Raw genomic sequence first — 14,586 nt, 5'->3', positions numbered from 1 at the left:
CTTATTACATGTTCTTCGAGGTATTATAGCTAGATGGCAGAATTTCAAAAAATCCAGTCTGACATGACTATTAAAACAGTGGTAACGGAGTATCCCGACACAATCCGGGTTTTTGCCAAACACGGGTTGGGATGCGCTACTTGCCACATTGCCGGGCTGGATACAGTTGAAAAGGGTGCGCGCGCTCACAAAATAAAGCTCGAACCATTGTTGGCTGATTTAAATTTGGTGCTGGAAAACCCTGCTGCTTTTCCCGAAATCGAAGCAGGCGGCTTGATGCCTAGCACACCCGGCAGCGAATTTGAAACTACCGGTCTGATAAAAAATGTTGTCGCAATAGTGAGCGGTAAGGGGGGCGTGGGGAAATCCTATGTCACCAGCATGCTGGCGGTTGGGCTGAACCGAATGGGCAAAAAAGTGGGGATACTCGATGCTGATGTAACGGGCCCAAGCATTCCGCGCACTTTTGGTATTCTGGCAAGACCAGCTTTACAGGATAACGGCAAAATTATTCCAGTGATTAGCTCTCAAGGTATCAAAATTATGTCCAGCCTTTTCTTTGTAGCAGATGAAGATGAGGCAGTTATTTGGCGTGGACCGTTGATTACCCGCATGATCCGAGATAATTTTTACAATAATACGCTCTGGGGAGAACTCGATTACCTCTTAGTGGATTTACCCCCCGGTACTAGTGACGCGCCTCTGACCGTAATGCAATCACTGGATGTAAAAGGCATAATTCTGGTAAGCTCACCACAATTGCTTGCCAACAGTATTGTTCGCAAAGCCATACGTATGGCTGATAAAATGCATACCCCCATTTTGGGTGTAGCCGAAAATATGAGTTGGTTTGTAATGCCCGGCAGCGATAAAAAGCTGGAGTTATTCGGGACATCGCAAGGGGAGGAACTGGCAACTTCGGCAAATGCCCCGCTTTTGGGACGGTTGCCGCTAGACCCGCAGGCGCGCTTGTTGATTGATGAGGGGCGAGTGGAAGAGTATCGCTCAATTGAAACAGACGAACTGGTGCAAAACTTTCTGAAATATGCCGAACCGCAAATGAAGAAACGTACATTGGTAATTCGGGATACAACCGAACCTGCCAAAGATTGAGCGCCACGGATTATTAATCTACCGCTTCTTCTTTCGCCCAAAGTACCAAACACTCCAAGAAAGATTGTACAGCAGTTCTAGTATAGCTTTACTAACTTTACCTTTACATACAATCATGTGATTTCCGATTGAGTACGCCTTGCCAACCCGCAAACCAGCGCCTAATAGCATTACACTTGCCGACTTGGAAGCAGCCTCCGAGTAAGCCTACAACACAAGCATAGAACCAGACAAGCGCAGAAGTTTTATATCTTAATAAGCCCCTAAAAACAATTATTAAAACCTACTAAGATTATTTGCATAATAAGATGCAGCAATTTTGTCATTTCCTGACCTTCAGAATTCTTGACAAGTTCAAACCTGTTTGCTAACATAAAAATCAGGCACAGTGAGATGAACATTTCACTTTGTTTGGTTCAGTTTTTGTGAGTTAGTTTTTTTATTAATGGCGTGAGTCAACCTTACATGCGACTCGCCATTTACAAATCGGAGGTAGAATACGATGGAGTTCTACAGCGTAAAGCACCGCGAAAAAATTAATGTGCCTGACAACGACATAAAAAAACGCAAGTTTAACAGTGGGGAAGGTGAGGGGCGTATCCGTTACGCTGCTGTAGCCGAAGTTACTCACAAAGGAGATAGTGTAAAACTAACTAAGTTTATCAACAAAGCTACATACGACGAACTCAAAGTTCCTGAAATATAATTAAACTGAACCGAATGAGCTTTGAGTTAAATTCTCAAAGCTCATATTTTTCTAGAAATTGATAGCGATTTGCCTTGTTGCGGGTGTTAAAAGCCAGAGACAGGTATTTCATACCGTTGTTTGAGTCGCCTCTTTCCACCAATAATTTCCCGTAAGTATAGTAAGCTTCAGCCAATTCGGTAAATCTGGAACTTTTTTCCAATAAGTTCAAGCCCTGTTCAAAGAAAGTATCTGCTTGTTTCCGGTCTCCCGCTTTCTCATAGATTGAGCCAGCAGTAACAAATAACCGTCCTTCTTCATGCATAAAGCGACCATCTGGAATTAATGCGTTCGCCATACTAATTACTTCCAACGCTTTTTGATCATTTCCCGACTCAAAGTTCAGGCGTGCAATATCGTTAAGCGCTAACAGCGGCATTGGGTCAGGCATGAAATTTGCAATTGAGCCTATCACCCGTTGATAAATAGTTAATGCTTCTTCAGTTTGTCCTTGGCGCAGATATTCTCTGCTCACTTCGTATAAAGAGCTACGAATTGCATAGCCGGTAGTCAAACTGTTGATCAAAGCATGACCTTTCTCCAGAAGTTCAACCGCTTTATTAATCTCGCCACACTCTTCAAGATTGCAGGCTTCCTGCAAATAATATTGCCTTAAATCTTCTACGCTATTGATATTAGAGGCTAATTCAAGGCATTCCCCAAGTAGCTTCTGGACATTCTCTTTATCAGCCAGAAGATAATAAACGCGCATAAGCAATGTTAAGATTCTCAATCTCAACTCAGGCGAGCTAATTTTACCGATATTTCTGGCTTTTTCGAGACAAGCAAGTGAAGAATGCCAGTTATTCTGCTGGATAAAAAGCAGCGCTTGATTAAATAGCAAACGTGCGACCCATTCGGTTTCGCCTATTTTTTCCCAAAATTCTAGCGATTCCTCAAAACATTTAGTAGCTGCTACCAACTGGTTATGAGAAAGTAAAAACCGCCCCTCAAGATAAAGTAGTTCCGCTTTCTCAGTATCCTTTAATTCTTCCCTTTTCAAGTCATTTATAATAATTGCGTAACTCTCATCACATATTGTAAGAGGGTTAGAAAGAATAAACCGTAAGCGAGCAAATTGAAGATCAGCCGTAGCCTTATTTTTCACTGTATGATTTGTATCAAGGAAAAACGAAACGGGCAAACCCAAACGTTCTGCCAATAAACCCAACGCCTTGATAGAAGGCTGCATCTTACCCAATTCTACGGCAGATACATAACTTTTGGAAAGAATATCTTTACTCAGGTCTTCCTGTGTCATTTGGAGAGTACGTCGGGCTTCTTTAATTCGTAACCCTACTGATAAGCCATTACTATTGAAGATTTTGTTTTTGTGATTACTTCTAGGCATATTTACTCTCTTATAGGTTATAATAATGTGCTATTAGGATACTAACAAGTTGGCATTGCAATTGTTTAAGTGCAATTATGCCAAAATAACGAATATCAACCGAATAGAAGACTAGTTGATTTATTTATGTTCCAATCCTAACAATAGGAAATCAAAAGTTATAACACACCAATTTAATTTGTATTAAAAATAACATACTATAGTAAGGATAAAATTCAGGTAAATCATGGTGAATATTAATAAAAAATTAATAGGTGTATATCATTTAGAAATCATTAACGACTTCCTTAACAGCATTAACGGGTTAACTCCCTATTTTTCATTAGTTGCTGCTTACACCGCGACTGTACAAATTCCGGGAGTTAGTGGCGCTGGTATAACCTCAGAATTACGGGAACTGACTGCTACCGCAGATGTAGAGATTCTGGCACTTGGTAAAGCAGTTTGCTTACAGGAAGGAGTACCGTCTAACCCGTCCGGTGCGCCTGGACCCTCTATCATAACCCATGCAGCTTTCAAACTGATACCGGAAATGACTTATCTTCCTATTGATGTTGGTTTAAAAATAATGCCAGCCGTAAAATCAATTGTTAAGTTAGAAGGCGCTTCACAGGCTAAGGCAGTTTCCAGCGGTCAAGCGTTGGAAAACGAGGCACAAGCGCAAAAGTTATTTTATTCCGGCTGGAAACTAGGGGTAAAACTCGGCAGCGAGTGTGCTAATAGTGGACATTATCTGATCATAGCGGAAACTATACCGGGAGGAACTACCACCGCCCTCGGTTTGTTACTGGCGTTGGGAATTAATGCTGAAGAACTGGTGAGCAGTTCGATGCCAGGCAATGCACACCATTTGAAGCTGGAAGCCGTTAAACAAGGATTCCAAGCGTTAGGTAAAGAAAAGGGCGCTTTTGCCAAAACACCACTGGCAGGTGTTGCCGCTTTAGGGGATACAATGCAACCGGCAGTAGCAGGTATGGCAATGGGCGCATCTATACATTGTCCGGTAATGTTGGGCGGAGGTACTCAGATGGCGGCAGTAGTGGCGCTGGCGGCGGCTCTAGTAAAAAATGGAGAGGTTGATAGAACTCGAATTAAGCCTGAAAATATTGCACTGGTTACAACCCGGTGGGTCAGTGAAGATGCAACCGCCGATTTATCCGGGCTAGGCGCAGCGATCGAAACGAAATTTGGACCATTTCCGGTCTGCTATATGTCCGCAAACCTTGACTTCAGCCAATCTAAATATCCCGGAATGCGTCAATACGAGCTTGGATTTGTTAAGGAAGGGGTCGGAGCAGGCGCAGCAGCGTTAGCGGCAATGCTAACAAAGAACCTTGACCCAGATGAATTTCTTCCTTACATTGAGCGTTCCTACGAACAGCTATGTCTTTAATAAAAAATCCCCCTTCTGGTTATTGAAGGGGGAAAGTAATTTCTTTATTAGTCAGGCTGTGGCAACGTTTCGAGGGCTTTCTCTGCAAAATGGCATGCCACTAAATGGTTGGGGCGTTTCTCCACAAAGGGAGGTTCTGTCTTGCAGATCTCCTGCGCTAACGGACAGCGAGTACGGAAATGACAACCGCTAGGTGGATTGATCGGACTAGGCACATCACCTTCAAGAATAATACGCTTGCGCTTTTCTTCTATTATCGGATCAGGCACAGGAACAGCCGATAGCAAGGCTTTCGTATATGGATGCATCGGCTCACTGTAAAGCTTGTTTCGGTCTGCCAATTCCACTACCTTGCCCAAATACATAACTGCAATACGATCGCTAATATGGCGCACTACCGAAAGGTCGTGGGCAATGAAAAGATAGGTTAAGCCAAACTGGGCTTGCAAATCTTCCAGCAAGTTGATAACCTGCGCTTGAATTGATACGTCCAATGCGGAAATAGGTTCGTCTGCCACGATAAAATCAGGCTGAACTGCCAAAGCGCGGGCAATACCGATACGCTGTCGCTGACCACCGCTAAACTCGTGCGGATAACGATTCACATAGTTCGGGTTCAAGCCTACTATACGCAAAAGCTCGCGCACCCTTTCAAGCTTTTCCTTACCTTTGGCAAGATTGTGAACTTCGAGTGGCTCACCTACGATACTACCAACCGTCATACGCGGATTAAGAGAGGCATAGGGGTCTTGGAAGATGATTTGCATTTGCTTACGCATCTTGCGCAAAGTCTCGCCTTTTAGCTCGGTCAGTTCAAGTCCCTTATACTTAACCGAACCAGCGGTAGGGCGATAAAGTTGAAGAATTGCCCGCCCGGTAGTGCTTTTGCCACAACCAGATTCTCCCACTAGACCAAGCGTTTCACCCTTCTTCACATTAAAAGAAATTCCGTCCACCGCTTTGACGGTACCCACACGACGCTGGAAAATAATACCTTCCGAAATGGGAAAGTGCATTTCCAAATTGGTGACTTCAACCAGATTATCCTCGGCTTTTATCGACCCGGAAGATGATCCGGACTGTTGCGTTCCTATTGTCATTCCTGCTATTTCTCCAGTGGCTGAATCTCAAAATTATAAGCCCCATGCGGGGAATCTGTACTATTTCTAGTTATTTACAGGAAATATCGCTCTTGAGATCGCCTAAATAATTTATGCAATCACCTTTTCAGCTAGATTAACGGTGGTAGGAGATTCTTTAGTTATATCGAACAAACAAGCCGAATTATGCTCGGCTTCCACTTCGCGCAATTCGGGAGTTTTGCTCTGGCACACCGCGCTATTGCGGTAGGCACAGCGTGGTTCAAAAGAACAACCGGGCGGCATAGTGATCATATCGGGCGGCAACCCTATAATCGGTACCAATCGGGCGGCACGATGCTCATCCAAGCGAGGGATAGAATTAAGTAACCCGATAGTATAGGGATGGCGCGGATTCACATAGAGTGGCTTTGCTTTAGCAGTTTCAACGATGCGTCCGGCATACATCACCTGAATCCGATCGCACATACCCGCCACAACACCGAGGTCGTGGGTAATCAGTATAATCGAACTACCAAGCTCATTGCGAAGTTTCTTTAACAATTCAAGGATTTGCGCCTGAATAGTCACATCCAAAGCAGTGGTCGGCTCATCCGCTATCAGTAATTTTGGGTCACAGCTAATCGCCATAGCAATCATCACCCGCTGACGCATACCGCCGGAAAACTGATGGGGATAATCGCCTAGGCGTTTATCGGCGGAAGGAATACCTACCAATTTAAGCAACTCAACGGCACGGTTTTTAGCCTGAATATCGGTCATTTTCAAATGAAGCTTAAGACTTTCGGTAATCTGCTTGCCGATGGTAAGCACCGGGTTGAGGCTGGTCATAGGGTCTTGGAAAATCATGGCAATTTCCCTGCCACGCACCTTCCGCATTTCATCCTCTTTGAGCTTGAGCAGATCACGACCTCGAAAAATAAGCTGACTGGTAGGATCAATACGAGAAGGAGGACTAGGCAATAGGCGCATAATTGCAAGGCTGGTTACCGACTTACCGGAACCGCTCTCGCCTACAATACCCAGTGTTTCGCCCTCGTTTAAGTAAAAGGATACATCATTGACGGCTTTAACCATGCCATCATCGGTTTTAAAGTTAACTTTTAGGTTTTTAACTTCGAGAAGAGGTTGAGCCATCCAAACTACTCCTGCTTTATTTGTTCTTAGTCTTGGGGTCAAAGGCATCGCGCAAACCGTCGCCGATAAAGTTCAGCGACATACAGGTTAAGGCAATTGCCATCGCCGGAATTAACAAAATGGTAATAGGGTTGGACTGAAATGCCCTGAAACCTTCATTTACGAGTTGACCCCAGCTAGTAGCCGGAGGTGGCACGCTGATGCCGATGAAACCGTAGAAAGCTTCTATCTGGATTGCTTGCGGTACGCCAAAGCTCACCGACACGATTATTGGACCGAGCGTATTGGGGAAGATGTGCCGGAACATCAGCTTTGAATTTTTCACACCAATAGCACGAGCGGCTTCTACAAATTCTTTTTCGCGCAAGCTCAACACCTGACCACGAATAAGGCGCGCCATCGGGGGCCAAAGCCCAATACCTACTGCTATCAACACCCAGATGATACTACTGCCAAAGGCGGACAAGAAAAGCAAACCGGCAAGAATAGAGGGAAAGGCATAAAATATGTTGACTATAAACATTATAAATGTGTCAATTTTCCCGCCGAAAAAGCCCGATATCAAACCTAAAGGTACACCGAGAGTAAGTACCATAACCTGAACAAAAACACCAACGAGTAACGAGACGCGCCCACCATGCAGCATACGCGCCCACAGGTCCCGATCTTGCCCATCAGTACCGAACCAAAATTTTTCTGAGGGAGCTTGATAGTTCTGGTCAAACAATCTTGGAGCGCCCGGTGCACGATTGTATTGCGAAATGGTGGGATCATAGCGCTGGAAAACATCTGCCCCGATCACCGGGATAACAATTATCAGCATTATCACAATCCCGGCAATCGCCAGTTTGTTTTTTATGAAGCGGCGACGGGCATCTCGCCACAGGCTGGAAGGTTTCGCGCTTTTGGGCGCTCCCAGCGTTTGAGCGGCGATGGCTGCCGCATCTAGATTGGGTTGTTCTTCAACCACTGTGCCTTTTGGCGTGTGTACTTCTGCCATCTATCCCACCTTCCTCGTAGTATATTTAATGCGAGGGTCGATAAACCCGTAAAGTAAATCTACTACTAGATTTATCACTACTACAATCATTGCATATAGCGAAGTGGTAATCAAAATCATTGCATAGTCACGGGCTTCAATACTGGAAACTAGATAAGCGCCGATGCCGGGAATGGCAAACACTGTTTCAATGGTTACACTACCCACCGCCAACCCCCCGAACTCGTCACCCAGTACCGTTACAATCGGAATAAGGGCATTTTTGAGCGCGTGACGGGTAATTATCATTCCACGACTCAAACCTTTTGCCCCGGCAGTGCGAATATAATCCTGTCCCAATACTTCAAGCATACTTGAGCGAGTAAGGCGAGTGACGATGCTGGCAGGGCGAATACCAAGTACAATACCCGGAATCAACAAATCAATAAAAGTCGGGTTTGTATTGGTCAATTTCGTAGTCCAACCGAAAGTATTATTCGACCACAGAATCAGGATTAGGGTCAGGATACCGAGAACAAAAGAAGGAATAGAGTAGAAGAAAAGGGATACCCCGGTAGCCACATAATCCAGCCATTTGTTATGGTTCAGAGCGGCAATAATACCGAAGGGTACACCGATTACAATTACAGTGGAGATAGCAATCACGGCTACCTGTAGGCTAAAGCCTATATGCTCCGCGATAATTGTACTAATTGGGCGACCCATTTGGAGCGATAGACTTACACCCCAGTCCCCACGCACAAAGTTGAATACATAAATTAGGTATTGTTCCCAGATTGGTTTATCAAGACCGTACGCAGCAAGGATTCGGTGCTGGGCATCAGCGGACAATTTGTCGCTGGTAAAGGGGTTTCCCGGTAACAAGTGCATAAAGGTAGAGGTAATGAGTGTTACCCCCAAAAAGACCGGGATTATCCAGAGAATGCGGCGAATAAAATATTTAATCATGTATTTCTTCCGGACAAAGGATTTATTTGCAAGTTAGTGTGAACAAATTTAGCAGGATTCCCTCTAATTTGCAACATAAAACCGATTTCAGATAAACAGATAAAGGGCGTAAGCCCCTTGTTTTTCTATAGCCAGATAAAACCTGTTTATAGTTGCAATCCCTATAATCTTAATTTAAGAAGCGCCGATCTAAAGCAGATCGGCGCTTCAAAATTCACCAGTTTAGAAATTATGGCTTGATAGTCATATACTTCCACTGGTAAGGGCTTTGCGCATTGTAACCATAGCCCTGAAGCTTAGGATTGATCAAGCGTACAACAATACCGGAAAAATTCGGTATGTAAGCTGCATCTGCTTGAAGCAGAGCTTCTGCCTGCTGATAGAACTCAGCCCGTTCCGCCGGAGTCTTACCCAAATCAGCCTTTAATACCAAAGCATCGAACGCAGCACTCTTGTACTGGCTCTGGTTGGTACCCGACTTGGACTGGAACAGTGCGGTGTAGAAATTCTGAGCGTCCGGGTAGTCAGCACCCCAGCTACCGCGATAGATTCCCTGGAACTCATGGTTGGTGTCGCGGCGTTCTAGGAATTCCTTGAAGGTTGCTACCGGGTTCAGGTTGAGACTCAGACCCAGATTGGTCTTAATCTGCTGCTGGACATTTTCCATCCAAGCTTTGGCAGCACTGGAGTCATTATTGAAAGCAATACCGCCGCTCTTGCCGCCACCGTAACCGTTGATGGTATCTTCAAGCGCTTTCACCTTGTCAGCGGTGTCATAGCCAGCATCCTTAAGCGTCTGCTTGGCTTTGTCTGCGCTAAAAGCATAGCTATCAAGTTGTTTAGCGCCCGGAATACCGGCTGGCAGCAAGATAGTAGAAGGCAGAGCCGAACCCTGCAAAGCGCCGTCAGTGATTAACTGGCGGTCAATCGCATAGGAGAAAGCTTGGCGCAACTTCAGGTTCTTGGCAAAAACGTTGTCACCACTCATATTGAAAGCCAACCAGCTAATACGAGCCTGCGGGAATTCGTGGTACGAATCCTTGTACTTCGCATCTTTCTTGGTTGCCTGGATATCGGATACCGGCACAATAGTGTCATCGAGTTCGCCGTTATCAAACTTCAGTTTGGCGGTGGCATCTTCTTTAATAATGTCCACAGTTACCTTGCTGATTTTTGGCTTGTTATCACCCACATAATTAGGGTTCGGGGCGAAAGCCATACTGACATCGTGCTTCCAGTCAGTAATAATAAAAGGTCCGTTTGTAACAATCTTGGAAGCATCAAGTGACCATGTGTTTTTATCATCAAACTTATTACCATTGCTCTCTACTGCTTTCTGGTTTACGGGCCAGTAAGCCCATAATGCGTTCTCGGTCAAGAAGTAAGAAGCAGCATCGGTGAGCGTAATAGTGGCAGTATAATCATCTACCAGTTTGATACCGGAAACGGTAGCCGCCTGGCGCTTGGCATCATCCTTCTCAGTACTGACCGCATCAAAGCCATCAATCAAGGAGAAAATGAAAGCGTACTGAGCCAATACGCCCAACTGAGCGACCCGGTTCCAACCGTACACAAAGTCCTTCATGGTCAACGCATCGCCGTTGCTCCACTTGAGACCCTTTTTCAGCTTGTAGGTATAAGTCTTGCCGTCCGCCGAAACGGTGGGCAGGGCTTCAGCCGCCGCCGGAACTACCTGAAGGTTATTATCAAATTCAACCAAACCTTGGAAAATGTTCTGACCGTAGCGAATACTGATTTCATCGGTGATTAAACCGGGGTCAAGGGTTTTGGGTTCGCTAGCCCAGCGGTCGCGGAAAGTACCGCTAGCCGCAGCCGCAGCGGTAGTAGCTGCCGCAGTGGTAGCTGCCGCAGTAGTGGCTGCCGACGCAGTAGTAGCTGCCGCAGCGGTGGTAGCTGCCGATGCAGTGGTAGCAGCGGCGGTAGTGGCAGCAGCGGTAGTGGTAGCAGGCACGGGAGTTGCAGTGTTATCACCGCAAGCCGATACCAGCGCAGCAATGAAAATGCCCACCACTAAAAGATGCAATTTCTTCTTAAGTATCATTCATTCTCCTCCTGAGATAGGGTAACCAATTATGATATTTGGTTAAGGTCACGCTAATTCGAAAGGTTAATAGCCGACTCCGATTTTACAACGGAATATCCTAGTTAAAGCCAGTTACCTTTAGGACTTTCGCTTCAGGCAAAGGACTTAAGCCCCTTGTCTCTAGGTACATTTTTACTGTTCCAAGCGAAAGCTCTAATTTAAATGGCAATCTTGCCATATGCTCAAGCAAATTGTTTGGCAAATGAACTAAGATCAGGATTGGTTTTTTTCGTATTGAAAACAGAAAGCTTATACCCATTCGCACCAATACGATGCGAGTCCTGTTGCTTTGTAAAATTACCAGGTATTGCAAAATAGAATCTTATGAATATGAGTGTGGTCAACCCTTGTAACTTCCTCAGCAGCCGGGACATTTTATGTGCATAGGGAGAGATTATAAATGCGATGTAGGCTCACCGCAACCTCAATACAACATGTCGCTATAATAGCAAAAAGCTATACAGTTTGCAAGCCAGAATGTATTTTCTGTTCAAAAACAAGAGTGAAATAATAAAACTAAGCTAAAGAGGATTGGATATTTTAGAAAGCACCCGCTAATGCCATTATTTTTAGAATAAATGCTTAACTTGAAGTGCTATTAATTTGAGTTGATTTATTAGTGACAAAAAAGTATTTCTTTAATATAATTATGTCATGATTAAAAAGAGTAAGGAGTCGGGTAACACCAGAGGAAACAAATTACCGACTCTTGAAATAACTTTGCCTCTACCTCCAAGTATTAATGTTCAGTATGCAACGGTTGAAGGGAAGCGTACTCTGACAGAAACCGCCCGAAAATGGAAACGGCAGGTCGAACGACGAGTCGAACAAATGGAAGAGGAAGAAGTTCTCACCGACGAGATGCTTACAGCTTTTACGCAAAATTATTTATCGGTATTTATGCAATTCTTCTTTCCTTCCCCCCACCGTCGGGATTTGGATGGCGGTTTAAAAATTGCCCTTGATGCGCTATGTGAGGCTTTACATCTTAACGATAACCGGGTAGTCGAAATACACCTTCAAAAGCGGATTGACCCTCTCGACCCTCGTGTTGAAGTTTTCCTTGAAGGAGTAAACGACTGGGTCTTCGACGAACAATATGTGTTGTTGGAAGATAACCCGGCGCAAGTTAAGAAAGTTGGAAACTGACTAAGAACTAAGCCATCACAAAATGGTCAACTAAAGGAGAATAGCCCCGATGTCCGGCACAGTACCAACCAGCAGGTCTTATACCGCGCCAGCGAATGAGTCCATTATCATCTTTGATTTCGGCTCTCAATTTACCCGACTTATTGCGCGCCGGATACGTGAAGCACATGTCTATTGTGAAATTCTGCCTGCCGATGCCCCCAAAGAGCAAATCGATGCCCTTAACCCACGCGGGTTCATTTTGAGTGGTGGACCTGCCAGCGTTTACGAAGAGGGATCGCCCCAACTCGCCAGCTACATCCTAGATTATGGTGTACCCGTACTGGGTATCTGCTACGGTATGGGATTATTGGCACGTGCCCTCGGCGGCAATGTGCAACCTGCCGAACTTCGCGAATACGGACAAGCTGATGTACAAATCGATCAGCGCAACCTCATATTCGCGGGCTTACCTAGTCCTCTTAGCGTTTGGATGAGTCATGGCGATCATATTGAGGCAGCGCCACCTAATTTTGAGATCATTGCCCATACGGAAAACAGCCCTGTTGCGGCAATGCTTGGCACGCTGCCTGCTACGGGCGCACTTGCAATCGGGTTGCAGTTTCATCCTGAAGTAAACCACACAGCTCATGGCGCAGAAATTATTCAGCATTTCCTGTTTCAGATTTGCCATTGTTCAGGAAACTGGACTCCCGACTCATTCATCCAAACTGCTATTAGCCGTATTCAGGAAACGGTCGGACCTGAAGGGAAAGCAATTTGTGCGCTTAGCGGAGGAGTCGATTCGGCAGTTGCAGCCACCCTCATATCCAAAGCGTTGGGAGATCGCCTTACCTGTATTTTCGTGAATAATGGCTTATTAAGGCAGGGCGAACCGGAGAGTGTCCTCAACACTTTTGGCAATAAAATGGGCTTGAAGCTAGACTATGTAGATGCTTCCGCTCGTTTTCTTGAGCGGTTGGCAGGTGTAGAAGACCCGGAAGAAAAACGTAAGATCATCGGCAACGAATTTATTCGTATCTTTGAAGAAGAAGCCCGTAAAATCGGACCGGTTGATTGGCTGGTACAAGGCACGCTTTATCCCGATGTAATCGAAAGCGCTACGCCCGAAACCAAAAATGCCAGTCGCATCAAAACCCACCATAATGTGGGAGGCTTACCCCCGGACATGCAATTCAAACTGATTGAACCGCTGCGTTATCTCTTCAAAGATGAGGTGCGCCAAGTTGGGCTGGAACTGGGATTGTCACGAGAGATAGTTTGGCGGCAACCTTTCCCCGGACCCGGTTTAGCAGTGCGGGTAATCGGTGCAGTCGATGAAAACCGCTTGGTTATTTTAAGAGCAGCGGATGCAATTGTACGCGAAGAAATTGTGAATGCAGGGCTGGATGGTGAAGGGGCAGTTTGGCAATACTTTGCCGTTCTGACCCCCTTGCAAAGCGTCGGCGTTATGGGAGATGGGCGAACTTATAATAATGTACTGGCAGTGCGCGCTGTCAGTAGCCGCGATGGTATGACAGCCGATTGGGCGCGTTTGCCGCATGAATTACTGGCGCGTATCAGTAATCGCATAGTCAATGAAGTAAAGGGCGTAAACAGAGTAGTGTATGACATTACCAGTAAACCGCCTGCCACCATCGAATGGGAATAGGGGGATATTAGCATGAACAGACCTACCATATTAGTGGTGGATGATGACCCAAATATCCTTAAACTGGTACGGAGCGCGCTGGAAGCTGAAAATCTTGACGTAAGCACCGCTATTACCGGACAGCAAGCCCTGACTAAAATAACCAAAGAATTGCCTAGCCTTGCAATTGTCGATCTCAATTTGCCGGATATTCACGGCTTTGAAGTTTGCCGCAGGTTGCAGCAATATGCCATAATCCCGGTAATAATGCTCACCGGAGTTGACTCCGAAGATACTATTGTAGAAGGTATCAATTCTTACGCTGAAGACTATATTACCAAGCCCTTCAACGCGCGTGAACTTGCAGCGCGGGTACGCCGGGTTTTGCGGCGCTTCGGAGATGTACAATCCACCAGCTCTTCAGCCGAAGTAGTGGTTGACCAAGAACTCAAAATCAATTTTGGACAACATTGGGCAGAAGTGCGCGGCAACAAACAAGAACTTACCCCAACCGAATCGAAGTTATTACATATGCTCATACGGCATGCCGGGCAGGTTCTAACTACCGACTCACTACTGGCGAGAGTATGGAGTTCCGATGAAGAAGTCTATGTAGAAGGCTTGCGAGTACATATCCGCCGCCTCCGTGAGAAAATAGAACCAGATCCCGGTAAGCCTAGCTATATACTTACCGAACGAGGGGTTGGGTATCGTTTCAAAACCTTCAGTAACAATCAGGAAAATGAAACCGAAATAAAAGAAGAGGGTAGCGACGAAAAAAAAGAGGGGATTTCAGAGAGCGAAAATGATGCATTAGCGCTTCCCTAACCAAAATCTCAATACCTCAAAATCCATTACAATCACAGTTATGTTCAAAGCACATAAACTGCCTTCACAAAAAGAGAGATGAAAAAGT

12 protein-coding genes are annotated in these 14,586 nt (G+C 45.4%); 6 read left to right on the top strand and 6 right to left on the bottom strand.

Going from position 1 to position 14,586, the window contains the following annotated elements:
* Positions 1 to 33: 33 nt before the first annotated feature.
* Both OZ401_RS17815 and OZ401_RS17810 read left to right on the top strand, forming a co-directional pair.
* Positions 34 to 1,113, top strand: a complete 1,080-nt coding sequence (locus OZ401_RS17815; RefSeq protein ID WP_341471802.1) for a P-loop NTPase — start codon at positions 34 to 36, stop codon at positions 1,111 to 1,113.
* 502 nt (positions 1,114 to 1,615) lie between these two features.
* A complete protein-coding gene (locus OZ401_RS17810) occupies positions 1,616 to 1,819 on the top strand; it encodes a hypothetical protein (RefSeq protein WP_341471801.1) in 204 nt (67 codons plus the stop codon).
* Between the two features lie 34 nt (positions 1,820 to 1,853).
* Here the strand turns inward: OZ401_RS17810 and OZ401_RS17805 are convergent, their stop codons facing one another.
* The gene (locus OZ401_RS17805) at positions 1,854 to 3,209 is read right to left on the bottom strand and encodes a helix-turn-helix domain-containing protein (RefSeq protein ID WP_341471800.1); all 1,356 of its coding nucleotides are present in this window, start codon (positions 3,207 to 3,209) and stop codon (positions 1,854 to 1,856) included.
* A gap of 226 nt (positions 3,210 to 3,435) precedes the next feature.
* Here OZ401_RS17805 and cobT point away from each other — a divergent pair, with 226 nt between their 5' ends.
* Positions 3,436 to 4,602 carry a nicotinate mononucleotide-dependent phosphoribosyltransferase CobT gene (cobT, locus tag OZ401_RS17800; protein ID WP_341471799.1) on the top strand — a complete coding sequence of 389 codons (1,167 nt, stop codon included), beginning with the start codon at positions 3,436 to 3,438 and terminating at the stop codon, positions 4,600 to 4,602.
* Positions 4,603 to 4,649: 47 nt separating this feature from the next.
* Here cobT and OZ401_RS17795 read toward each other — a convergent pair whose 3' ends face one another.
* The 5 genes from OZ401_RS17795 to OZ401_RS17775 all read right to left on the bottom strand — a co-directional run bounded on the left by OZ401_RS17795 (position 4,650) and on the right by OZ401_RS17775 (position 10,849).
* Positions 4,650 to 5,702, bottom strand: coding sequence for an ABC transporter ATP-binding protein (locus OZ401_RS17795; RefSeq protein ID WP_341471798.1), 1,053 nt, complete (start codon positions 5,700 to 5,702; stop codon positions 4,650 to 4,652).
* A 111-nt stretch (positions 5,703 to 5,813) separates the two neighbouring features.
* Positions 5,814 to 6,839: an ABC transporter ATP-binding protein gene (locus tag OZ401_RS17790; RefSeq protein ID WP_341471797.1), complete on the bottom strand. Its 1,026-nt coding sequence runs from the start codon at positions 6,837 to 6,839 to the stop codon at positions 5,814 to 5,816.
* 16 nt (positions 6,840 to 6,855) lie between these two features.
* Positions 6,856 to 7,839 carry an ABC transporter permease gene (locus OZ401_RS17785; protein ID WP_341471796.1) on the bottom strand — a complete coding sequence of 328 codons (984 nt, stop codon included), beginning with the start codon at positions 7,837 to 7,839 and terminating at the stop codon, positions 6,856 to 6,858.
* On the bottom strand, positions 7,840 to 8,787 hold the full coding sequence (locus tag OZ401_RS17780; protein ID WP_341471795.1) for an ABC transporter permease: 948 nt from the start codon (positions 8,785 to 8,787) through the stop codon (positions 7,840 to 7,842).
* A gap of 229 nt (positions 8,788 to 9,016) precedes the next feature.
* Positions 9,017 to 10,849, bottom strand: a complete 1,833-nt coding sequence (locus OZ401_RS17775) for a peptide ABC transporter substrate-binding protein (RefSeq protein WP_341471794.1) — start codon at positions 10,847 to 10,849, stop codon at positions 9,017 to 9,019.
* A gap of 696 nt (positions 10,850 to 11,545) precedes the next feature.
* Here OZ401_RS17775 and OZ401_RS17770 point away from each other — a divergent pair.
* From OZ401_RS17770 to OZ401_RS17760, 3 genes are read left to right on the top strand one after another with little or no spacing between them, the layout of a single operon-like run.
* Complete coding sequence (locus OZ401_RS17770) at positions 11,546 to 12,040, top strand: RusA family crossover junction endodeoxyribonuclease (protein ID WP_341471793.1); 495 nt, start codon at positions 11,546 to 11,548, stop codon at positions 12,038 to 12,040.
* Between the two features lie 49 nt (positions 12,041 to 12,089).
* Complete coding sequence (gene guaA, locus OZ401_RS17765) at positions 12,090 to 13,691, top strand: glutamine-hydrolyzing GMP synthase (protein WP_341471792.1); 1,602 nt, start codon at positions 12,090 to 12,092, stop codon at positions 13,689 to 13,691.
* Positions 13,692 to 13,703: 12 nt separating this feature from the next.
* Complete coding sequence (locus OZ401_RS17760) at positions 13,704 to 14,498, top strand: response regulator transcription factor (RefSeq protein ID WP_341471791.1); 795 nt, start codon at positions 13,704 to 13,706, stop codon at positions 14,496 to 14,498.
* Positions 14,499 to 14,586: the final 88 nt, after the last annotated feature.

It is taken from the genome of Candidatus Chlorohelix allophototropha, from assembly GCF_030389965.1.
Classification (GTDB): domain Bacteria; phylum Chloroflexota; class Chloroflexia; order Chloroheliales; family Chloroheliaceae; genus Chlorohelix; species Chlorohelix allophototropha.
The sequence above is the reverse complement of the archived record's forward strand: the minus strand, read 5'-3'. Positions and strand labels throughout refer to the sequence as shown.